This is a genomic window from Pseudoalteromonas sp. SWN166, assembly GCF_015864485.1.
Taxonomy (GTDB): domain Bacteria; phylum Pseudomonadota; class Gammaproteobacteria; order Enterobacterales; family Alteromonadaceae; genus Pseudoalteromonas.
In genome coordinates, this window is record NZ_JADYXB010000003.1 from 14,174 (window position 1) to 37,180 (window position 23,007).

Sequence of the window (23,007 nt, forward strand, 5' to 3'; positions counted from 1 at the left end):
CCAGGATGCTCGCATCTCAGGGTAGTTTGGGTATAAAATGGCGTAACGCGAATCTTTAACTTTAACCATTAATGAGTATGATGAAATCTATTAAACATAAAATCCTCAAAGGTGTATGCGGCCTAGTTTGTACAGCCGCCGTATTCTCAGCCAGCGCCCAAATTATTCCGGCACCACCTCAAGTTAATGCAAAAGGTTATTTTTTAGTCGACTTTACAACTGGTAAAGTAATTGCTGAAGGTGAAGCTGACACACAGCTAGCACCTGCAAGTTTAACTAAAATGATGACCAGTTATGTAATTGGTACTGAAATTAAAGCCGGTAACATTGCCAATACCGATATGGTAACGGTAAGCGAAAAAGCATGGGCTAAAAACTTCCCAGAATCTTCTAAAATGTTTATTGAAGTAGGTAAGCAAATTAGTGTTGATCAGCTTAACCACGGTATTATTATTCAATCTGGTAATGATGCATGTGTTGCAATGGCTGAGCATATTGCTGGAAGCGAAAGCGCATTTGCTGATTTAATGAATGCACATGCTGCTAAATTAGGTATGAGCAACAGCCACTTTATCAACAGCCACGGCCTTGATACTGACGAGCACTTCACAACTCCGCGCGATATGGCGACACTTGGTGCTGCACTTATTCGTGATGTACCCGATGAATACGCACTTTATAAGCAAAAGTCATTTACTTATAACGGCATTAAGCAATATAACCGTAACTCATTATTGTGGGACGAAAGCTTAGATGTTGACGGTATTAAAACTGGCCATACATCAGAAGCAGGCTACAGCCTAGTTACCTCAGCAACTAAAAACGATATGCGTTTAATTGCTGTTGTTATGGGTACTACCAGCGAACGTGCTCGTAAAGTAGAAAGTAAAAAGCTACTTAACTATGGTTTTCGTTTTTATGAAACAATTACTCCGTACAAAGCAGGCGATAGCTTTGCAGAACAACGTATTTGGATGGGTAACAAAGAAAATGTATCTTTAGGTATTTTAGAAGATACACCGATTACTATCCCACGTGGTCAGCATAAAAACCTTAAAGCTAACTTTGAGCTAGATAACACGCTTGAAGCACCACTTGCTAAAGGTACTAAAGTAGGTACGTTATTCTTACAACTAGAGGGCGAAGATATTGCTCAATACCCGCTAGTAACACTTGAAGAAGTGGAAGAAGGCAGCTTCTTTAGCAAAATTTATGATTACTTACGTTTACAGATAATGCAGTAATTTACAGTTGCCCTACTAACGTGGGTAACTAATTTAAACGTCTCCACTGTGAGGCGTTTTTTTTTGCTTGAAAAATGTTAGAATGCGCCCCATATAAGCAAGACTGCTAATTGCCTATCTGTATTAAGCTTCGAGCTTGCATAGAGTCCACACTTTTGTATGAGGAGTCACCGTCGTGGTTCAACCTGTTAAAGATACTAAATTTGATGAGTACCTAGAGTACCCTTGCCCATTTACATTCAGAATAATGGGTTTAGCTAATGTAAACTTAACTGATCAAATTTTAGCTAAGTTACAACCAATAGCACCTGGCGATTACGCCCCTAAAGTAAAACCAAGCAGTAAAGGTAATTACGAGTCAGTAAGCCTTATAGCAACAGTTACTAGTGGCAAACACATTGAAGAAATTTACAACGTGATCAGCAATATTGATGACGTACGCCACATGCTTTAATCCATAGTTGAGATTTGTTGTGAACGAAAACACTTTGATCGTACGCCAACTGGGTCGCCAGCGTTATATGCCAATTTGGCAAAAAATGCAGGACTTTACCGACACCCGTGATGAAAATACGCCAGATGAAATTTGGCTTGTAGAGCACGAGAGTGTATTCACCCAAGGTCAAGCTGGTAAGGACGAACACTTACTTGCTCCTGGCGACATTGAGGTGATTAAAGTTGACCGTGGCGGGCAAGTAACTTATCACGGCCCTGGCCAGCAAATGATGTATGTATTATTTAATCTACGTCGTTTAAAAATTGGTGTACGTGAACTAGTTACGTGGCTTGAAGAGTGCATTATTGAATCACTCGCCGAATACGGTATCAAGGCGTATGCTAAAGCTGATGCACCAGGTGTTTACGTTAACGACAGCAAAATTGCATCTCTTGGGTTAAGAGTTCGTCGTGGTTGCTCGTTTCATGGCTTAGCATTAAATGTTAATATGGACCTAAGTCCATTTTTACGCATTAACCCATGTGGTTATGCGGGCATGAATATGGTGCAAACTAAAGAATTAGATGGTCCTCAAAACCTAGAAAGTGCGGGTGAAGGATTGGTGAAACACATGATCAATAAGCTTAATGCAACACAGGTTAAGCATACTGAAGGGTTTGAAAACGAATGAATAAACCAGTCAAAATGGAACCAGGTGTAAAACTACGCGACGCAGAAAAAATGGCGTTGATCCCAGTAAAAGTTTTACCTACAGAAAAAACTGAAATGTTACGTAAGCCAGAATGGTTAAAAATTCGCTTACCTAAATCTACCGATCGCATTGACGGCATTAAAAAAGCGCTACGTAAACATGGCTTACACTCGGTATGTGAAGAGGCTTCGTGCCCTAACCTATCAGAATGTTTTAACCACGGTACAGCTACTTTTATGATTTTAGGTGCAATATGTACTCGCCGTTGCCCATTTTGTGATGTTGCCCATGGTCGCCCATTAAAACCTGATGCCACTGAACCTGAAAAGCTAGCACTTACGATTAAAGATATGAAGCTAAGCTACGTTGTAATCACTTCGGTTGACCGTGATGATTTACGTGATGGTGGTGCACAACACTTTGCTGATTGTATTCGCGAAATTCGTAAGCACAATCCAACAATCACTATCGAAATTTTAGTACCAGATTTTCGCGGTCGTATGGACCGTGCACTAGAGATATTAATCGAGACGCCACCTGATGTGTTTAACCACAATCTTGAAACTGCGCCACGTTTATACAAACTAGCTCGTCCAGGTGCTGACTACAAATGGTCATTAGAATTACTTCGTCGCTTCAAAGAAGCTCACCCAGAAGTTAAAACTAAATCAGGCTTAATGGTAGGTTTAGGTGAAGAGATTAGCGAAATTGAAGAAGTACTTCGCGATTTACGTGCGCATAACGTTGACATGCTAACTGTAGGCCAATACCTACAACCTTCTAAGCATCACTTACCGGTTAAGCGCTACGTGCCACCAGTAGAGTTTGATGGCTTAAAAGCGTATGCAGACGAAATTGGCTTTACTCACGCGGCTTCAGGCCCGTTTGTACGCTCAAGCTACCACGCAGATCAACAAGCCGCTGGTAAAGAAGTGAAATAAATAAACTTAAGTATTAAACTACTTTTATAGTAAAAAATGCCGTTAGTTAATAAATTAAACTAACGGCATTTTTGTATGTGATAAATTTTTTTTACCATTTATCAAATAAAATTAGGTTAAACCCATCTAAGTTGAGATAATTAGTACTGACATAATTATTTAGGTTCATTATGAAACTATTAGTTCGTAACTTGTCTCGTGCTACCACAGAGCATGAGCTTCGTACTTTATTTGCAGAGCACGGTAAAGTGACTACCTGTAACTTAGTACTTGATAAAGAAACTGGCCAATCTAAAGGTTTTGCCTTTTTAGAAATGCCAAACGACATAGAAAGTAAAAGCGCTATTAAAGCACTTAACCAATCTACTGTTGATAAAAGTAAGATCCGCGTAAAACTTGCAGACGCTTAAAGCTAACTGCAACTTATGCTAAAAAACCAGCTAATGCTGGTTTTTTGCTTTTAGTGCACAGTATTGTATTTAGGCTTTATATTTAGCTAAAAACAAACTAACAGTTTGCTCTATTACTTTATTATTTTGCTGCTCTTCTGCTTTTTCAAACCCATAAAGCAACGGATAAAATACAAAAGACTTTAACTGATACACAAACTGTTTTGCTGCAATGTTTAAGTCATCAACTTTTAAAGTATTAGCCTTAGTAGCCTCTTTTAAAAAACCTTCAAAGTAGCTCATACATCCCATTGTATTATTGCTCAAAGATTTAGCTAGCTGTGGCTCTTGTAGCATTTGCATAAAAGCTATTTTAGCAATGCGTAAAAAATCGGGGGAAGTGAGCATCCCTACTTCTTGCTCTGCAATAGCGCTAAGTTGCTGCTCAATAGGCTTGTTTTTATCAAAGGGAATAATATCACCATGATTAATTTTAGCCAGCATCGTTGATAATATAGCCTGAAACAGTTCGTCTTTAGTCATAAAATGGTTATACACAGTACGCTTTGATGCACCCGCTTTAGCAGCAATTTGATCCATACTGGTATGCTCTACACCATTTTCATAAAATAATTGCTCTGCAGCTTCTAATATATCTATGCGTTTTTTTTCTGATAATTTCATAATGGGATCTTCAATTACTTATACATGTATTTTAACCAAACAATAAAAAAATGCACTAAGTAGTTTACTTTTTATATAAACAATGAAAAACTACACTCACTAGTTTACTTTAAGGTTTAACGATGACATTTTTTAAATGGTTAGTTGTGATCATCGCCGTCATTATTTGTAGAGTGTATAGCGTGAATAAAAGTTTAGTTGCTCATGGGTTAGAAAATACAGCTAATATTAAGCATTTTGACAATGGTAAGTTTCACAACGATGCCAAAGTTGAGCCGACTACATTGAAAAAACACTGGGACTAATAGCGCGCTATATTAAAGAAAAACGTACCAATATTAGCCCTTCTAGTCCGGTGCCTATGCACTCATTAACAAAAGATATGCTAGATAAATTAAGCAATAATACCATTCACGTAGTTAAATTAGGGCACTCTACGGTGCTATTAAAAGTGCATGGTGAATACTGGCTACTTGATCCCGTATTTAGTGAGCGCGCTTCGCCATTTTCGTTTTTAGGACCAAAACGCTTTTCGCCCACTCCAATTAGCATTACTGATCTACCTGAGATAGATAGAGTGCTTATATCGCATAATCATTACGACCACCTTGATAAAGCAGCTGTAAAACAACTAGCTGCAAAAACAAAACAGTTTTATGTTCCTTTAGGTGTTGAAACTGATTTACAAAAATGGGGGATTGAACCAAGTAAAATATCTTCATTTAATTGGTGGCAAGAACAAGAAACTGAGCATGCATTAGTTGCCTTTACACCTACTCAGCATTTTTCTGGCCGAGGTATTAGTGATACAAATAATACCTTGTGGGGGTCGTGGGTTATTAAATCAAAGGAACAAAACCTCTTTTTCAGTGGTGACTCAGGCTACTTTGCTGGCTTTAAAGAAATAGGTAACAAGTACGGGCCATTTGATTTAACGCTTATTGAAACCGGTGCTTATGATAAAGACTGGGCCGATATTCATATGACGCCGGAAGAGTCTGTTAAGGCGCACTTGGACTTGCAAGGTAAAATCATGGTGCCCATTCATAATGGTACATTTGATTTAGCGTTTCATACCTGGATAGACCCACTTGAGCGAGTGACAGCAGCAAGTACAGCCAATAACGTTGCATTAAGTACACCACAGTTTGGTCAAATATTTACAATAAATGATGCCCCCATACACGATAAGTGGTGGTTGCAATCATTTAAATAAAACTAAGCGGCTATTAAGCCGCTTTTTTTATAGTAATTGTGCCTAGTACAACAAAGGCTGCAGCTAAGGCAAAAAACATTGCTTGCTCAGCTAATAATGCTGCAGCACAAAATGCAATCCCACTAGCTATAAATAAATACCCACTTTTTTTACATTGGCTCATTATATGCTCCTTTAGGTTGTTCGTTATTTATACACCTTATAAAACTAATCTGCAATTGCGTGAAAAGTTTTCGATAAAAATTCGACATCGCTGCGGTGCTTCCTTTATATTGAAAGCCTAATTAAATAACAATATGAAGACTATGGCATCGACTCTTTTAAAAGGCGCAAGCTTAAGCTTGCTAGTTACCTTATTTGGCTGCTCAGACCCTGTTGATGAGCAAACCAACCTTGAAAACACACCTGGTGTAAGCCTTAGCAATATTAAACAACATATTAAAACGCTAGCCTCGGATGACTTTGAAGGCCGCGGCCCGCTTACTCATGGCGAAGTAAAAACAGTAGGCTACTTAAGCGAGCAATATAAAGCGCTGGGTTTAACCGGAGCTTATAAGGGTAAATACTTACAGCCTGTAAAAATGGCAATGGTGACGGCTAATCAGGATATGCAGTTAAAGGTAGGTGATTTAAGCTTTGAATCAGGTAAAGACTTCACTGCACGTACCGAGCAACTTCAGCCATTAATTGATGTACGTAACTCTGACGTTGTATTCGTTGGCTATGGTATTAATGCGCCAGAATATAAGTGGAATGATTATAAAAATATTGATGTAACGGGTAAAACAGTGGTTGTGCTAGTTAACGACCCAGGCTTTGCGACTCAAAATGATGCCTTATTTACTGGCAATGCAATGACCTACTACGGTCGCTGGACTTATAAATATGAAGAAGCGGCTCGCCAAGGTGCAAAGGCTGTATTTATTGTCCACGAAACAGCACCCGCAGCGTACCCTTGGGGCGTAGTTGAAAGCTCAAACACGGGTACTAAATACACGTTAATGGATAACAACTTAAACGCATCAAAATTACCGGTTATGGGCTGGCTAACACTTGATGCGACCGAGCAAATGTTTAATGCTGCAAAGCTAAACTATCAAGATTTAAAGCAAGCAGCATTAAGTGATGACTTTAAAGCGACGCCTCTTAACTTAAAAGCAAACCTAGTTTTTAAAAACGAAATATCCCATGCAAAATCGCATAACGTCGTTGCACAAATTACAGGTAGCGAATCACCTGACGAGTACGTGGTTATAAGCGCACATTGGGATCATTTTGGTACGAAGCAAACCGACACTGGTCCTAAAATTTACAATGGCGCAGTAGATAATGCTTCTGGCACAGCAGCAACTCTTGAAATTGCACGCATCATGAGCGAAATGAACAAGCAAAAACCATTTAAACGCTCAATTATTTTTGCTAACTTTACAGCAGAAGAAACGGGATTAATTGGTTCTGAAGAGTTTGCATCGGGCGCGGTTGTACCAACAAAAAAAATGGTCGGTTTATTAAATATTGATGGCATGAACGTGCTTGATGGTACTGACTACATTTTACAATACGGTAAAGACTTATCGACAATGGAAAACTATTTAGCGAAGGCTGCAAAATCACAAGGCCGTGTTGTTAAAATGGATCCTCGCCCGCAAAATGGCTTGTTTTTTAGATCTGATCATTTCTCGCTTTCTAAGCAAGGCGTGCCTAGTTTATTATTTATGAGCCTGGGCGATACCGACCCTGAGTACATTGCGCATAAATACCATAAAGAAGCAGACGACTACTCTGCTGATTGGTCGCTAGAGGGAGTTAAGCAAGATATAGATCTTATTGTTGATATAGCCGCTCAACTTGCAAACAATGGCGATTGGCCAAAGTGGACTAGCGAGTCTGACTTTAAAGCTAAGCGCGCACAAGATAAGTAGTAATAGCTATTACTGAGTAATATAAAACCCTCCTAGTTGGAGGGTTTTTGCTTTATACGAGCTTGCATTAATAACGTTTCGGCCTTTGCACCTAAATAAACATAAATAGCCAGTGCAATTAAAAGCCCTACCACTGCCAGCATCATCGCTATTGCAGGCATTAAATATTCCGCCTGCCCAAGTGCTGCCTTAAACATGGTTAACAGCGCCTCAATTGATATAGCAATCAGCACTGTAGATATAAACCGTGTGATGGTACGCCGCGTAGATGAATGCCTAAAAATATCCTTATGCATAAGGATTTCTTCTTCAAGTATTGTTTTACCTAAATCGAATACTGCTAATGCCAAGGTGATATAAATAATAATGCTAAAGGGCTCTAGCGGATCTGAGGAGGTATCTACATGGGTTAATAAAGCGTATATATCGCCAAATACAATGTTTAATAAAAACAGCACTAAGCTAAATAAACACGCAACTATAATTCCGTACCCCGCTTTAAAATAAGGAGACATATTGGCTCGTGCTGTATCCCCCATTATAAACTCAATAAGCTGCGTTAAACTCACATCAACGACCAAGTAATGTTGATTATTAATTGGTTTTTTGAGCTCTTTTATTGCAGATATACATAAATGGTTAGTCGCTATAGAAATGTAGGGATCAGTAAAGCACACTTTATCACTTGCTTTAGCGTTCAAAAAATAGGGTCGCTCACTTAAATCTTGCTGATTACCACTCGCCCCTAACTTTTTTATATAGGCGCGTTTAAAGCAGACATTATTACCCTGCTGTAAACCTTCTGCATTTAAGCAATACTGTAATTCTAAAAATGGATATTGCTTAATAAGATAGCGTGTATCACGCTCTTTGGTCAGTCCATCTTCAATGCTCATTAAAATAGATTCAAGCAAACTGTGTATCACGTGCTCGTACTCATGGTAGCGCTCAACACTACTGATATAACTCATTCTTGCCATACATTTATACTCATAAATTCGCTTTATAAGTAGCTAAGCAAGTTTAAAACCAAGTATTAAACTAAAATAAAATCATTAACTTACAGATTTAATAAATTAAAGGCTGCACTGTTTTGGTGAAAAATAGCTTACTAATATTTTTAATGCACAAAAAAAGCAGCTAAGTATTAAATACTTAGCTGCTTTGTGAGTATGACTGGTAAGGCTTTACGACTAACTTAAATATAGAGCCTGTTATTGAACCTTTGAAAACTCTTCTTTAGATAACTCGCCATTTCCATCTGTATCTAATTGATCAAATAACTGTACTAGTTGCGAGTTTACTTCTGCTTCTGATTTGCTAATTACGCCGTCGCCATCAGTATCAAAAGAATCAAAATCTACCGCAGCAAACGCCGCTGAAGAAGAAGCTAGGGCTACAAGTGGTAGGGCGTGTTGATCTTTGGTGGGTGAATTTGCAGCAGTCTGTTTGGTTTTTAGGCAAGGCAGAGCCTATGTAGTGTGGTTATTCCCCATAAATAGGCGATAACGCAGCATAAATACCAAACATGCGCTGCCCTTTGGGTTCTTTCTAGGGACTATTAACTCTTTGTTGCTCGGTTTTTACTTAGCCCACTAGGTTACAAACCTCGCGCCGCGATTTAATCGTTCCTAGATTGAACAAATTTCAATCCACAAAGATCAATACGCCCTAAAGTTTTGTGTAATGTTTTCATAAGCGTTTCCTTAGGCTTTGTGCCTGATAAGAGAGAGGTAAGAAGTCCTTTTCAAAGATCCTTTAGGAGTAAAGTTTGAATAAATTAATATTCAAAAAAATCATTTTCTGTCGGACCACCACTACTTTGAACATTCAGCTCGTCAAATTGCTCTATCACTTGCGCCGATTTTTCAGAGCGATTAATTAAAGCATTGCCGCCTGTATCAAGTGTTTCAAAGTCTGTGTTTGCAAATACAACTGACGAGGAAACAATAGCTATGAGCACAAATATTGATTGTAGCTTTTTCATAATTTAATCCTTCAAAAGTATGCGGTGTCCTAAATAAATTTGCTCAATAGTGTTCTCTAGTCACTTCCTGGTTATTCTTTTTAGTAGGCTCCCTTGCCTACTTAGGTTGTCTTTGGCAACTCAGAATTTAGATAACATCACAGAGCATTAACTGCTTAAGGCTTTAATTTTAGGCCTTAGAAAACTCATCTTCAGATAGCTCACCATCTTGGTTTGTATCGAGTTCTTCAAATTTGCTTAAAAGCTCAGCATCTACTGAAGCTTCGGCTTGGCTGATTGCGCCATTACCATCTACGTCTAGCGTATCAAAATCTGTTGCTGCAAAAGCCGCTGATGAAGAAGCTAGCGCCATTAGTACTAATGTTGATTGAAATGTTTTCATAATAGTATTCCTTCATTGGGTTGTTGCGATTAAGGCCTTTGGCTTTCATCACGTTTTGCTTAATACACTCTTGGTATTACAACTTCGATGCCACTTTTTATTTGTTATTTAAAAACAATGGGTTAAACAATATAAAGCGAGAGAAGCTAAATTTGGGGAGATGCTTTTGTTGCTTTTTAGCAACAGTCATTTAACTAAAAAAAATAAGCCAATATAAATCAATAAGTTAACTTTAATTAAAAAGACACACTTTAGCTAAAAAGCCAGTGACGGGAGCATTTAGGTTCGTCTTCAAAATAAACTGAATATGAACATGGAAATTACATAGGATTTATTCAAGTTTATTAAAAAATAAACTTATTTAAAATTAGATAGTTATATTTTTTTGAGGTATTTTATAAAAATTGTGAAGTGATATTTTGAAATTAACTGTTTTGTTGCCAAATGGCGAATTCATCTAGAAAGGTTGCAATGTGAAAGCTAAGTTATAGCATTGAGTTCATAACTTAATGCGCCGTAAAATATAGGTTCGCTTGAGTTAAGCAAACCTACATCGTGTGCCAGCCATCTGCAAAAGTACCGCTAAAAGTGCCACTATTTGAGGGAGGTAAATTATATAGATTTAAACTACTTCCACCCTTGTAGCCACTTTTGGTTGTCTTTTAAATCTCGCCAACTAATTGGATATTGATTTTTTGACATAACAGCCTCGGTAATACACTCAATTACATTGCCGTCTTCATCAAATTCCACCTCAACAATAATAAAGTGCTTTTCTTTATTTATAGCAGGTGTTGCGGTCCATTTACTATTCAATAATTTTTTAGGGTTTAATTTATTCATTTAATATAGCGACTCCTGCTAATATCACAGCTTATATAAAGCAACTATACGACCCCAACACCTACTTAGTTCAGGTTACTGCGCAACTAGCTTACCTTTGTACATTTGCATTTGGCAATGAAAGTCATATTCACCAGCTTCAAGCGCAGGTAGTTTAACTGTATTACCATCACCCATTGCCAGAGCTTTACTTATATCAAGCTGTGGAAATATCACTGTTTCGGCGCACGGTGCGCTGTCTTTTCTATCAAAGGTAAGTACAACCTCTTTGTTGGCAGCCACTTGAATATGGCCAGGCTTATAGATACCGTTATCAACGACTATCGTTACTTTATTGTCATCACTTTGTGTTTGCTCTGGTTTGTATAGCCAAAACCAATAAATAATTGCGGCTATTAACAGTGCACCACCTATATTAATCATCAACATAATGTACTCCTTAGCTTAAATTACGATTTATTTGGTTTGAAAAAACGTAAGCGATTAGCGTTACTTACCACAGTAAGCGATGAAAGTGCCATAGCAGCTCCTGCTACAACGGGGTTAAGTAATATGCCAAAAAATGGATACAACACGCCGGCTGCAATCGGAATACCCGCCACGTTATAAATAAAGGCACCAAATAGGTTTTGTTTAATATTTGAAATAGTTGCATTACTCACGGCAATTGCATCAGCAAGGCCATGTAACGAGCCACGCATTAAGGTAATGTCTGCACTTTCTATTGCTACATCAGTACCTGTACCAATTGCAAAGCCTACATCGGCTTGCGCAAGTGCGGGAGCATCGTTAATACCGTCACCAGTCATACCCACTATTTCACCATTGGCTTGGCGTTTTGTTACTTCGTTTACTTTGTCATCGGGCATTACTTCTGCAATAAAGTCATCAATACCAACTTGCTTAGCAACAGCTTGTGCAGTGGCTTTGTTGTCACCAGTTAGCATAACTAGGTGGATACCTTTATTTTGCAGGCGTTTAATCGCTTCTACTGAATCCTCTTTAATAGGATCTGCTACAGCAATAATAGCGTGGAGCTTATTATTACTTGCAAAATACATGGGCGTTTTAGCATCACTGGCAAGTGTTTGAGCTTGCTCGGTTGCATCATCAACACTCACATTGTATTTATCCATTAGCGCTTTGTTGCCAAATAACAATGTTTGCCCGTCAACACTGCCAGTTACGCCTTTACCTGTAATGGCATCAAAGTCGGTAACTTTACTCAGTGTTAAGCCATGCTTTTTAGCGTATGCCGTAATTGCTTCAGCCAGTGGATGCTCTGAGCTACTTTCAAGGCTTGCAACACATTGCATTACTGTATTTTCGTCGCTGTTGTTAAATGTAACCACATCGGTAACTTGCGGTGTGCCTTGAGTAATAGTGCCTGTTTTATCTAAAATCATGGTGGTGATTTTAGATGTAGTTTGCAGCGACTCGCCATTTCGAATTAATATTCCCGACTCAGCGGCTTTACCAATACCCACCATAACCGACATAGGGGTTGCGAGTCCCAGCGCACAAGGACAAGCAATAATAAGTACCGTGGTTACAGCAACAACGGCATAAGCAATTGATGGCTCAGGTCCAAAGTTTAACCATGCAAGGCCAGCAAGTACTGCTATAATCATGACTGTTGGTACAAATATCCCTGATATAACATCAGCTAAGCGCCCTATTGATGGCTTAGAGTTTTGTGCACGCTTTACCATATTGATAATATTGGCAAGTGTGGTTTCGCTACCAATGTGCGTGGCTTTAAATAATAAAGTGCCACTTTTATTAATACTTCCGGCAACGACTTTGTCGCCCGTTTTTTTGCGGGCAGGCATTGGCTCACCAGTAAGCATTGACTCATCAACCGTACTGCTGCCTTCAATAACGTCGCCATCTACAGGGATTTTTTCACCCGGGCGAACACGTACTTCATCATTTTTTACAACATCACTAATGTCGATGTCTTGCTCTTGATCATCGCGTATTACGCGTGCAGTTTTTGGTTGCAGACCAATTAAGCGTTTAATTGCCTGTGAGGTTCGCCCACGTGCTTTTACTTCAAAAGCGAGCCCTAAACTAATTAAACCGATGATCATCGATGACGCTTCAAAATATACGTGTCTTGCGACTTCTGGTAATAAATTTGGTGCGATTACTACAAACATCGAATACAACCACGCAGTACCTGTACCAAGCGCTATTAATGTATCCATATTTGCCGCATGGTTTTTAAATGCTTGCCATGCGCCGTTGTAAAATTGTTTACCTGATATAGCCATAACTACAAGCGTGACTATACCCACTAAAAACCACGCTATTCGTTGTGTGTCGGTGGTTACACTCATGTCAAAAATAAGCCCGTATATCATTAACGGTGTACCGACTCCTAACGCTAATATCATATTACGCATTAGCTTTTTGTAATGTGCCTCGTCTGACTTTGCTTTTTCATCAAGTGCATCTTGATCAGATTCGTTACTCATTGGCTTAGCTGAATAACCAATGTTTTCGACTGCTTTAATAAGCGTGCTTTCGTCGGCTTTACCTTCTACACGTACAGTACGCTCAGCAAAGTTCATTTCTACGCTTTGCGCACCTTGAACACTATTGAGGGCTTTTTCAATTTTGGCCACACAACTGCCACAATTAGCACCTTCAATAATAAAGTTTTGCGCGGTGTCTTTTGTATTAGTCGTCATTACGCTGCTCCTTATTTGCAGAATCGTTTATTGGATCAACAAAAGATTCTATTAAACTACACACGTCACTGGTATTTGCACCATCGGCTGATGTATCCCATTGCTCCAGAGCTGCATGCATTCTGTTTCGTAATTTTAATGTTTCTTGAAATAGTGCTTCGGTTTCTTCTAGGCGTTTAGTAATGAGTTTACGCGTTAACGGACAAGGACAATTCCCCTGCTCTGACTCGCCTATAATCTGTTGAATATCTTTGAGTGAAAAACCAAGTTGACGAGAGCTAATAATAAACTTTAAACGTTGCTGGTCTCGCTTTGTATATTCTTGATAGCCATTTTCTTCACTGCGTATTGGATTAAGTAACCCAACACGCGTGTAATGACGAACAGTATCGGCAGTCACGCCCATTAACTTGGCGAGTTGTTTAACATACATAATTTAGCTCCGTCATGTTTCAGTAGTTTCATAATAAACCTAGGTGCAACACATAGGTCAATGACTATTTCAAAACTAATAAAATAATGACACAAATATAGTTAACTTGAGCTGATATCAGGCGTGTACTATTTGGAGGGGGTGTAATTCAGGAAAGAAGCGCCTAAATAAGGCGCATTAATCTTAGGGCGTGCGGATCATTGGTGGTTTAATTTACAGCGACATGTTTAATATTCAGGCAAGTCAGAGCCTGTGTAGTGTGGTAATTACCCATAAATAGGCGATAACGCAGGAGCAGTTACCGAGCCCACTAGGTTACAAACCTCGCGCCGCAAGTTAATCTTCCTTGGATTGAACAAATTCAATCCACAAAGATCTACATGTCCTAGTTTGATTCGCTACGGCTTTGCTTTAATTCGTCACTTAGTTGCTGCGCTAAAGCTTGTATTTTAGGCATTGCATCTTGCATTAAGCTTTGTGACATTTGCATAGATTCTTGCATTACAACTGGCATTTTTGCGAGTATTTTTTGCCCAGTATCTGTTTTATAAAAGGCTAACATATCGGCAATTTCTTGTTCATTAAAATGTTTGTCGTACACGTTAACCATCATTGGCTGCATTTTAGCCCAGCTCATTTGCGTTTTTAATACTGCTGTCATATCTGCGTAGTATTTATCAAAAATTGGCTGCTCAGAAGGTTTAACACCCATTTGATCAGACATGCCTTTCATCATGCCTTCAACTTGACCATACATAGAATCAACCATAGCATCCATGTTCATTACATTAATTAGTTCATCTATTTTTTGCTGCTTAGCCGCTTCATCTGCGTATAAACTGCTAGAAAAAATCAGTAACGATAAAAGTAATGCCTTACCCATAATAGTATCCTTTAATATAAATAATTATTTTATAGTCACACGATTAATCAGTATTGTAAAGGGTACAAGCAATGACTAAAAAAGCCGAATAAAATGAATTTATTCGGCTTTTTATAAGTTTACTACGTGTTAATCGTCTTCTACATTATCCAAGCCTTTAGTGCCTTCTTTAGCTTTAAGCTTATAATGTATTGCGGACTTTATTAGCATGTAGCCACTAATAGGTGCCGTAATTAATAAAAATATAGTGATCAGTATTTCTTTAACACTTAGACCGTGCCCTGAATTAGCAAAATAAACCATAGCCGCAATTAACATGCTTGCCATACCAAGCGTGGTAGCTTTAGTTGGCCCGTGTAAACGCATAAAAAAGTCGGGTAACTTAACTAAGCCTATGGAGCCAATTAAAATAAACACGCCACCAAACAATAATAATATTGATACAACCCATTCGCTGATCATGCTTTCACCTTATTCAATTATATCGCCGCGCAGTAAATACTTACATACTGCAACTGTACTTATAAAACCTAGCATAGCAATAAGCAGTGCTGCTTCAAAATAAAGCCCAGTGTCCATACTAATGCTGTACAAAATAATCAAGGCGATTACATTTATGTACATTGTATCGAGCGCTAAAACACGATCTGGCACTGATGGGCCAATAATAAGTCGCCATAAATTAAGTAATAGCGATAATCCAATCATCGAAAAAACAATGAGTAATACAGTGTCTAACATTGAAATATCTCCTTTAGTGGAGCTTCGTAGCGTTGCTTTATTTGCTTAATAAGTGCTTCTTCATCTTTTAAATCGAGCACATGTATCAATAAATAGCGTTGAGTTGGTTCCTCCCCTTCCGCGAGTGATTCTGGAATAGGGTAAACCTCGGCGCTAACCGTACCAGGTGTTAATGATACACAGCTAGCGAGTATTGTAATTGGCATATCATGCATTAAATCTATAGGGACTTTTACAAATGCAGGTCGTAACTTTTTTGCAGGCCCCATTATTAATAAAGCAACTTGTAAATTAGCCACAACAATATCGTAAAGCACTATAATTAACTGTTTGAATGCTAAGCCAGGCTTTAAAATAAGTGGCTGAGGGTCGCGTAGCGAAAAACTTAGTAGCGGTATAAATATGGCAAAAAAAGTTGCCAGCACTAAATGCCCTGCTGATACGCTATTATTTAGTAACAGCCATATTACAAATAAAAATACACTTCTAAACGGTGTAGGTAACCAACGATAACGGGCTTGTAATCTCATTACGCACCTCCTCTAATTACAGCGTTAATACCACCGCTTATATCGTGCAGTTGCGTAGCTGCATCAAGCATGTATTCGCTTATTGGACCGCCGAAAATAACTAATAATGGCGAGCAAGCCAGTAATCCAATAATGACTATTACTTGCAGTGGATGCGCATTTACTCCATCTGAATTTTCATTTTTTCTGTCTTTACGTTCCCAAAACAAGCTAGTACCCGCGCGCGAAAGCGCAATGAGTAATACAAAGCTCATAATTAAATAAACAGGCCAAAACAACTGGGCTTGCTCACTATTTAAAGTGGTTTTAAGAATCCATATTTTGCCTATAAAACCCGATAAAGGCGGCATGCCAGCTACGGTTAACGCAGCAATAATAAAACATCCTCCCAACAGGAATGGCTGATTAACCATGCGTCCGCCAACGAGTCTGTCGGCAGCTTTACCTCGCTGAGTTGCAATTAAATCGGCCAATAAAAAGAGCGCCGCACATACAAGCGTTGAATGTACTAAATAGTATAAAAGCGCAGCTGTTGCATTTATGTTTTGTAGTGCGACAAGAGCAACCAAAGTTCCTACCGATACTACAACCAAATTTGCGGTGAGCTTACGTAAGTCTTGCGCTGCCACAACGCCGATAGCGCCTACAATAATGGTCGCAATTGCTAAGCCCCATAACCAAGGCTGGGCCATGTGCTCAAGCAAACCCGCTTGCTCACCAAATATTACGGTATATACACGTAACATGGCATAAACGCCTACCTTAGTCATAATTGCAAACAGCGCAGCGACAACAGGTTTTGCGCTTGCATAAGTATTTGGCAACCATAAGTGCAGTGGTAATAGTGCGCTCTTAAGTGCAAATACAACTAACAGTAATAAACCACCTGCTTTAGCTAAATATACGTCGTCACCTGTTAGTAATGAGACTTTTTGAGCCATATCTGCAATATTTAATGTACCAAGTACACCGTATAAAATACCCAAGCCAATTAAAAATACGCTTGAACCAACTAAGTTTAATATTACATATTGCAGCGCCGCGCGTGTATTTTGTTTATCGCCCGCATGCATAAGTAATGAATAAGACGCTATAAGTAATACTTCAAAAAATACAAATACGTTAAATAAATCACCGGTCAAAAAAGCGCCGTTAACGCCTAACACTAAAAAGTGAACAAGTGGGTGAAAAAAGTTCCCCTTAGCATCATCACCAGCACAGCTATATAAAATAACACCTAGGCCAAGTAACGATGTAAGTGCAACCAAAAGCGTAGAAAGCATGTCGGCTACAAGCACAATACCAAATGGTGCTGACCAGTTACCGATGGCATAAACGTTAATACCCGTATTATGTACGTGTATTAAAAGAAGTAAGCTAATAGCAAATGTGATAATTGCCATAATGGACGACGCAATACGACGAATATGTAAACTTTTTCCACATGGTGGTAGCAGTAAAATAACGGCTGCTAGCATAGGCAGTAAAATAGGGAGAGAAGCTAAATGTTGAATCATTTTTGCTCCTTACTTTCAGCTGCACTTTTTACTAAATGGCCGTCAACATGGTCACTGCCTAAATCGGCGCGCCCACGTATTGCTAAAATAACCACAAAGGCGGTCATTGCAAAGCCAATCACTATTGCAGTAAGTACTAAGGCTTGTGGCAAAGGATCGGCATAATCTGTACCAGTACCCAATACCACCGCTTTATTTATAGTAAGACGACCCGCTGAAAACAAAAATAAGTTAACAGCGTATGAAATCATAGTAAGCCCAAGTACAACAGGAAACGTACGAGCTCTTAGCAGTAAAAATATACCGCAACTGACCAATACTCCAACGCAAGATGCGTACAATAATTCCATTAAATATTTACCTCTTTTTTCTGGGTATCTGCTGTCATATTACCTAAACTTGCTAAAATCATTAACGTAGCACCTACCACGGTTAGGTAAACACCTAGGTCAAATACAATGGCGCTGGCAAGCTCTGTTTTACCTATAAATGGAATATCAAAATAATCAAACCATGTGGTTAAAAATGGCTTATCAAAGAACCAACTTCCTACCCCAGTAAATAGTGCGATACCAATACCTGACGCAATAATTTTTCGATAGTTAACACCAAAACGTTCGCTGATCCACGCCGAACCATGTGCCATATATTGTAAAATAAAGGCAATAGACGTCACCAAGCCTGCTATAAAGCCACCGCCCGGAAGGTTGTGCCCACGTAAGAAAATATAAGCCGATACCAACAATGCAAGTGGTAATAAGCTGTGTGAAATACTGGCTAACAAAATAGGATGGCGCTCTCGTGCCCAAGGTCTGCCCTCTCCATCACTGGCTGGCATAAATAGTGGGATTCTCGAAAGTACTTTAAATATACCCAGTGCAGCAATACCTAAAACGGTAATTTCTCCAAGCGTATCAAAGCCTCTAAAATCAACCAAAATAACGTTAACCACATTGGTACCACCACCGCCTGTTTTAGCGTTAGCAATAAAGAAGTCAGAAATTGAATCAAGCGGGCGAGTAAGCAATGCATAGCAAATACTTGCAATAACAACACCTAATGTTGAGGCAATGCCTAAGTCGCGCAATATACGTAATGAGCTTGACTCTTTTGGGGTGTGTTGCGGCAAAAAGAATAGTGCCAACATAAGTAAAATAACGGTAGCAACTTCTACTGTTAACTGAGTAAGGGCTAAATCAGGGGCCGAAAAACGTGTAAACGCCACCGATACCATTAACCCCACTATTGAAATCATTAGTAGCGCGACGACTCGCGAACGATGCCAAATAACGGTAGCTATTGCACCTATTATTAATAAACCTGCGCCAATTGCATTGTGAACATCTACCGGTGTGCGCGGCATAGTACCTGCCAGTTCTCGCATTTCAAATAATGGCCAACCTGCACACAGTAATACAACGCCTAACATAATAACTAAGTAACGTTGTAGAGAGCCATTTTCAATGTGACTGATTCTTGATTGGCACCACGCGACCATCGATAAAACAGCGCGCTCAAAGGTTTTTTTAGCATTGAGTGGCGGTAACGAAGCTTGGAACTGAAATAAATATCGACGATTAATATAAATAAACAAACCGCCTGCCACAGCCATGGCACTCATCAGTAGCGGTAAGTTAAAGCCATGCCATAAAGCCACTACATAATCGGGCATTGCTTTGCCTAATACAGCTGAAGATGCTGCAGATAAAATACCGCCGACAATAAAGTGCGGGAACATACCCACAAGCAAACAAATTACAACGAGGATTTCTATCGGTACACGCATGTAACGCGGAGGTTCATGAGGAGTACGCGGTAAATCAATTGGGTCGCCATTAAAAAATACATCATGGATAAAGCGCGCAGAATACGCGACCGAAAATGCACCCGCAATCGTAGCTAATACCGGTATTAACCATGACATAGAGCCCAGCACTTGCTGATGTAATGTTTCTGCAAAAAACATTTCTTTAGATAAAAAGCCGTTAAGTAAAGGCACACCTGCCATTGATGCAGCCGCGACCATTGCAAGTGTGGCCGTATAAGGTAAAAATCGCCACATACCGTTAAGTTTGCGCATGTCTCGGGTGCCTGTTTCATGGTCAATAATACCCACAGCCATAAATAGCGACGCTTTAAAGGTTGCATGGTTAATTATATGAAAAATAGCGGCAACAGTCGCAAGCTCAGTATCAAGCCCTAATAATAGCGTTATTAAACCTAAGTGACTTATTGTTGAATAGGCTAGCAGCCCTTTTAAATCGTGTTTAAATAAGGCTATATAAGCACCAAACAACAATGTAGCTAAACCCGTTAATCCAACAAGAATAAACCACGTATCGGTGCCTGCTAGTGCAGGATAAAAGCGCGCTAATAAAAATATACCGGCTTTTACCATAGTCGCAGAGTGTAAATACGCACTCACTGGCGTAGGTGCTGCCATTGCATGTGGTAGCCAAAAGTGGAACGGAAATTGTGCTGACTTTGTAAACGCACCGAGTAATACAAGTACCAAGGCAAGTTCGTATAAATCGTGAGATTGAATTATTGCTTTGCTTGCTAAAATTACATCTAAGTCGTAACTACCAACAATATCACCTAGGAGCATCAAGCCTGCAAGTAATGCTAAGCCGCCTGCCCCGGTAACCGCCAGAGCCATACGCGCGCCCTTGCGTGCTTCTGACTTATGCCACCAAAAACTAATTAATAAAAATGAGCTGATGCTAGTTAATTCCCAAAACAACCAAAGTTGAATAACGTTGTTAGACATAACGATGCCGAGCATTGCGGTCATAAACAACATTAAATAACTATATAACTTAGCCATTGAGTCGTTAGCACTGAGGTAGTAACGCGTGTAGAGGATGACAAGCAAGCCTATGCCTAAAATCATAAACATAAACAATAAACTGAGGCCATCTAAGCGCAAGGATAAATCGAGCCCTAATGACGGGATCCATGATAAAGAGTAACGAATGGTTTCGCCCGCTAAAACTGCAGGTGCATGGTATAAAGTAATACCCAAAGCAATCAAAGGAGCAACAGCCGTTAGGCCTGCGCTTTGATTACGAGATAACTTACCGGTGCATGCAGAAATAACACTGCCAATTAAGGATAACAGGGGTATCCAGAGCAAAGTCATAGTGTAGGGCCTTTTATAATTATAAGTTTATCAGGGCATCCCTATTTTGGTAACTAGGGGATGCTTTTACTGCCTGTTTTTAAACGACATTAATGACTATAGTTATACTGAAAAACACTGATTTTGTCTATAAAAAGCGACTCCACATGGCTGATTTTCATACAACTTCAAACATTTTATTTAGCTCATAAGAACAATTAATTAATACTGATAACACTTAATTTAGTGTAGCCTTATTTGCAAATATAAGCGCGCTGGGATGGCGATAAGGATTACCATTGGTCATATCTAAATGCTTCAACCAAAGCTTCCTATACTGCACCGAGAGCCCTAGCTGCTGATACTGCATAATAGACCACTTTTCACTAGGCTTATAAGCAATACCACCTAGCTGACAACTCTTTGCTCTATACCAACCGGCTGGCGGCGACTCACCATGGGAAACAAATAAGTTAGGTGCAACAAAACCACTTTGTGCACACAGCCATGCTTGTTTAGTTTTAGGCAATGCATATTCATCTTCAAAACCGTTAAAGTGCATTAGCTCATGCAAAAATACACTGTAATTTGCTTTTGAGTTTATTAACATTGTTCCCTTAGTAACATTAGCCGTTCCCTGCTTGGGCATCATCACTATAAAATCAAAACCTTCCGGTAGCTGATCATTGAGTTTAGATGATTGCCAATCACATTTTGCTACCTGATTAACATTACTTTTGCACTCAAGTGTACCCGCTACGTAAACTGGTTTTGAAAAGCAAAAAATATTTTCGCGAGGCTCTGGTTGTTTGTTATAAGCATTAATAAACTCAGTAAGTTTATATAAGCCACTACGATGGTCGCTCATTGCCAACACGTTGAACATACATTGCGTATTAGGCTTACTTATATTTTTTAAAGATGAAAAACCAAGATCATGAATAAACGCGGTAGATATTTTACTCTGAGGTGCTTTTAATTGAAGTTTCAGATGGTTTAGCACATCCCCTGCTGGTAATTTATTTTTACTAGCGAGTAGTTTTAGATCGCTCCAACGTGATTGTTCAAACAACTTTGCTGCTAATATTTTACGCTCTGAAATTGTTAACTCATTTATACCAGAGAGCCAAAATTGTTTTGCAGTATCACTCTGATCTTTTTTAATAAGCCTAAGAGAATACATATATTGTGCTGAAGAAATTTGATTGCGAGCGAGTACAGCTAAAGAGGTATTTGGTAACTGCTCTAAATGAGCTGAGAAATAAACGGGTGAATTCCAGTAACTTTGTAGCACATTGGCTTTTGCATTTAAAACATGCCAAAAGCCAATAGCGCCAAGATGATTACTCGAGCCTGTAATTAACAAACAACAAAGTAATACACCTACTAATTTAAAACGCTTAACTTGCGTCAACACCTTCCATCAACTCAAGTTCTAAACGCGCATATTTGTATTCAATAAACTCGTGCACGTTAGTCGCAAGCGCAAGCCTAAAATAATCGGATGCTAAATAAAGCTCACCCGCTGCTTGATGCATTTTAGCTAAGTAAAAATAAGCTTCACATAAACGCTGCGCATATTCTTGCTCAGTTCTAACACCATCACTAATGCCTGATAAAAACGCATGCTCAGTCATATCGCCCGTATAAAGAGAGATTAACTGATACGCCCATTGCGATTCATCAAGTGCCGTTGCATTCGTTTTAAGTGACTCAATTGCTGCTACTTTATCTTCTTGTGCACTTGCTAAATAAACCCATAAAACGCGGTATGGATCATTTGGAGAGCGCGCTAAAAATTCATCAAAGTCGTTTTTAGCAAGGCTTGGTCTATCACCGTAATAAAGGGCTATACCTCTATTTAAATAAGCATATTCATGCTCTTCATCAAGCTCTAGTGCTGAATCAAAAAACTCATAGGCTTTTTCGAACTGCTGCATTAGCGTGTGTTGAATACCTAAAAAATTATACACTTCGGCTAAGTCAGGTTTGAGTTTTACTGCACGATTAAAATCAATACGCGAAAGAGTAGTCATACCTAGGCTATCAAAAAGTACACCTCGGTCGTAATAAAGCTTAGCTTGTTGTTCTTCGCTCAAGTCGGCTCTGTTTAATAATTCAGAGTAACGAGCAATAGCAATTTCACTTCTAAAGTCAGAAGCTAACGGTGCTATAAAAGGCACATTAACAATCGGGGTTGGTTCTGATTCTGTTGTAGTTTGACAAGCGCTTAAAGACAAAATAGCAAAAGATGCCAAAGCTAAATGTTTGAGTATCATTAAAATCCTTAATACCAAGATATATCGCGATTAATATAAGACAGACCTTGT

26 protein-coding genes and 1 pseudogene are annotated in these 23,007 nt (G+C 39.1%); 8 read left to right on the forward strand and 19 right to left on the reverse strand.

Going from position 1 to position 23,007, the window contains the following annotated elements; genetic code table 11:
* Positions 1-80 precede the first annotated feature (80 nt).
* The 5 genes from I6F49_RS02400 (at position 81) to I6F49_RS02420 (ending at position 3,743) form a co-directional block, all read left to right on the forward strand.
* Complete coding sequence (locus tag I6F49_RS02400; RefSeq protein WP_165728924.1) at positions 81-1,244, forward strand: serine hydrolase; 1,164 nt, start codon at positions 81-83, stop codon at positions 1,242-1,244.
* Between the two features lie 175 nt (positions 1,245-1,419).
* Positions 1,420-1,698, forward strand: coding sequence for a DUF493 family protein YbeD (ybeD, locus tag I6F49_RS02405; protein WP_197176541.1), 279 nt, complete (start codon positions 1,420-1,422; stop codon positions 1,696-1,698).
* 19 nt (positions 1,699-1,717) lie between these two features.
* Positions 1,718-2,371 (forward strand): lipoyl(octanoyl) transferase LipB, encoded by a 654-nt coding sequence (gene lipB / locus I6F49_RS02410; protein WP_166419152.1) that lies wholly within the window; start codon positions 1,718-1,720, stop codon positions 2,369-2,371.
* Complete coding sequence (gene lipA, locus I6F49_RS02415) at positions 2,368-3,333, forward strand: lipoyl synthase (RefSeq protein WP_002958515.1); 966 nt, start codon at positions 2,368-2,370, stop codon at positions 3,331-3,333. Before lipB ends, lipA begins: the two co-directional genes overlap by 4 nt.
* A gap of 170 nt (positions 3,334-3,503) precedes the next feature.
* Positions 3,504-3,743 (forward strand): RNA recognition motif domain-containing protein, encoded by a 240-nt coding sequence (locus I6F49_RS02420; RefSeq protein ID WP_007585551.1) that lies wholly within the window; start codon positions 3,504-3,506, stop codon positions 3,741-3,743.
* A gap of 69 nt (positions 3,744-3,812) precedes the next feature.
* On the opposite strand, the gene I6F49_RS02425 is transcribed toward I6F49_RS02420, so the two are convergent.
* Entirely contained in the window at positions 3,813-4,406 is a 594-nt protein-coding gene (locus I6F49_RS02425; protein WP_197178195.1) for a TetR/AcrR family transcriptional regulator, read from the reverse strand.
* Between the two features lie 122 nt (positions 4,407-4,528).
* On the opposite strand from I6F49_RS02425, the gene I6F49_RS20605 reads away from it, so the two are divergent.
* Both I6F49_RS20605 and I6F49_RS02430 read left to right on the forward strand, forming a co-directional pair.
* On the forward strand, positions 4,529-4,711 hold the full coding sequence (locus tag I6F49_RS20605; RefSeq protein WP_442961239.1) for a hypothetical protein: 183 nt from the start codon (positions 4,529-4,531) through the stop codon (positions 4,709-4,711).
* A 56-nt stretch (positions 4,712-4,767) separates the two neighbouring features.
* Positions 4,768-5,622, forward strand: coding sequence for an MBL fold metallo-hydrolase (locus tag I6F49_RS02430; RefSeq protein ID WP_442961240.1), 855 nt, complete (start codon positions 4,768-4,770; stop codon positions 5,620-5,622).
* A 13-nt stretch (positions 5,623-5,635) separates the two neighbouring features.
* Here I6F49_RS02430 and I6F49_RS02435 read toward each other — a convergent pair whose 3' ends face one another.
* Positions 5,636-5,785 (reverse strand): hypothetical protein, encoded by a 150-nt coding sequence (locus I6F49_RS02435; RefSeq protein ID WP_197178196.1) that lies wholly within the window; start codon positions 5,783-5,785, stop codon positions 5,636-5,638.
* 142 nt (positions 5,786-5,927) lie between these two features.
* Between I6F49_RS02435 and I6F49_RS02440 the strand changes: the two genes are divergently transcribed.
* The gene (locus tag I6F49_RS02440) at positions 5,928-7,544 is read left to right on the forward strand and encodes a M28 family metallopeptidase (protein ID WP_197178197.1); all 1,617 of its coding nucleotides are present in this window, start codon (positions 5,928-5,930) and stop codon (positions 7,542-7,544) included.
* Between the two features lie 32 nt (positions 7,545-7,576).
* Here the strand turns inward: I6F49_RS02440 and I6F49_RS02445 are convergent, their stop codons facing one another.
* From I6F49_RS02445 to nlpI, 17 genes and pseudogenes are all read right to left on the reverse strand, one after another.
* Positions 7,577-8,524 (reverse strand): PDC sensor domain-containing protein, encoded by a 948-nt coding sequence (locus tag I6F49_RS02445; RefSeq protein WP_197178198.1) that lies wholly within the window; start codon positions 8,522-8,524, stop codon positions 7,577-7,579.
* A 234-nt stretch (positions 8,525-8,758) separates the two neighbouring features.
* Positions 8,759-8,953: pseudogene (locus tag I6F49_RS02450) on the reverse strand (EF-hand domain-containing protein); the annotation flags it as partial.
* Positions 8,954-9,324: 371 nt separating this feature from the next.
* A complete protein-coding gene (locus tag I6F49_RS02455) occupies positions 9,325-9,531 on the reverse strand; it encodes a calmodulin (RefSeq protein WP_165728928.1) in 207 nt (68 codons plus the stop codon).
* A 169-nt stretch (positions 9,532-9,700) separates the two neighbouring features.
* A complete protein-coding gene (locus I6F49_RS02460) occupies positions 9,701-9,913 on the reverse strand; it encodes a calmodulin (RefSeq protein ID WP_007585535.1) in 213 nt (70 codons plus the stop codon).
* A gap of 627 nt (positions 9,914-10,540) precedes the next feature.
* Positions 10,541-10,756, reverse strand: coding sequence for a TIGR02450 family Trp-rich protein (locus tag I6F49_RS02465; RefSeq protein ID WP_002958506.1), 216 nt, complete (start codon positions 10,754-10,756; stop codon positions 10,541-10,543).
* Positions 10,757-10,831: 75 nt separating this feature from the next.
* The gene (locus I6F49_RS02470; protein WP_165728929.1) at positions 10,832-11,185 is read right to left on the reverse strand and encodes a cupredoxin domain-containing protein; all 354 of its coding nucleotides are present in this window, start codon (positions 11,183-11,185) and stop codon (positions 10,832-10,834) included.
* Between the two features lie 20 nt (positions 11,186-11,205).
* A complete protein-coding gene (locus I6F49_RS02475; RefSeq protein ID WP_165741482.1) occupies positions 11,206-13,452 on the reverse strand; it encodes a heavy metal translocating P-type ATPase in 2,247 nt (748 codons plus the stop codon).
* Positions 13,442-13,885: a MerR family transcriptional regulator gene (locus tag I6F49_RS02480; RefSeq protein ID WP_165741484.1), complete on the reverse strand. Its 444-nt coding sequence runs from the start codon at positions 13,883-13,885 to the stop codon at positions 13,442-13,444. Before I6F49_RS02480 ends, I6F49_RS02475 begins: the two co-directional genes overlap by 11 nt.
* A 385-nt stretch (positions 13,886-14,270) precedes the next feature.
* Entirely contained in the window at positions 14,271-14,768 is a 498-nt protein-coding gene (locus I6F49_RS02485; protein ID WP_197178199.1) for a DUF2059 domain-containing protein, read from the reverse strand.
* A 129-nt stretch (positions 14,769-14,897) separates the two neighbouring features.
* Positions 14,898-15,230 carry a Na+/H+ antiporter subunit G gene (locus I6F49_RS02490; protein WP_197178200.1) on the reverse strand — a complete coding sequence of 111 codons (333 nt, stop codon included), beginning with the start codon at positions 15,228-15,230 and terminating at the stop codon, positions 14,898-14,900.
* A 9-nt stretch (positions 15,231-15,239) separates the two neighbouring features.
* A complete protein-coding gene (locus I6F49_RS02495) occupies positions 15,240-15,509 on the reverse strand; it encodes a K+/H+ antiporter subunit F (RefSeq protein WP_007378493.1) in 270 nt (89 codons plus the stop codon).
* On the reverse strand, positions 15,503-16,039 hold the full coding sequence (locus I6F49_RS02500; RefSeq protein ID WP_197178201.1) for a Na+/H+ antiporter subunit E: 537 nt from the start codon (positions 16,037-16,039) through the stop codon (positions 15,503-15,505). The genes I6F49_RS02495 and I6F49_RS02500 overlap by 7 nt, the downstream gene beginning before the upstream one ends.
* Positions 16,039-17,556, reverse strand: a complete 1,518-nt coding sequence (locus tag I6F49_RS02505; RefSeq protein ID WP_197178202.1) for a monovalent cation/H+ antiporter subunit D — start codon at positions 17,554-17,556, stop codon at positions 16,039-16,041. The genes I6F49_RS02500 and I6F49_RS02505 overlap by 1 nt, the downstream gene beginning before the upstream one ends.
* A complete protein-coding gene (locus I6F49_RS02510; protein ID WP_149594532.1) occupies positions 17,553-17,906 on the reverse strand; it encodes a Na+/H+ antiporter subunit C in 354 nt (117 codons plus the stop codon). The genes I6F49_RS02505 and I6F49_RS02510 overlap by 4 nt, the downstream gene beginning before the upstream one ends.
* Positions 17,906-20,698 carry a monovalent cation/H+ antiporter subunit A gene (locus I6F49_RS02515; protein ID WP_197178203.1) on the reverse strand — a complete coding sequence of 931 codons (2,793 nt, stop codon included), beginning with the start codon at positions 20,696-20,698 and terminating at the stop codon, positions 17,906-17,908. Before I6F49_RS02515 ends, I6F49_RS02510 begins: the two co-directional genes overlap by 1 nt.
* A 217-nt stretch (positions 20,699-20,915) precedes the next feature.
* Entirely contained in the window at positions 20,916-22,091 is a 1,176-nt protein-coding gene (locus I6F49_RS02520) for a hypothetical protein (protein WP_197178204.1), read from the reverse strand.
* Positions 22,078-22,956, reverse strand: coding sequence for a lipoprotein NlpI (gene nlpI / locus I6F49_RS02525; RefSeq protein WP_197178205.1), 879 nt, complete (start codon positions 22,954-22,956; stop codon positions 22,078-22,080). Before nlpI ends, I6F49_RS02520 begins: the two co-directional genes overlap by 14 nt.
* Between the last annotated feature and the right edge of the window lie 51 nt (positions 22,957-23,007).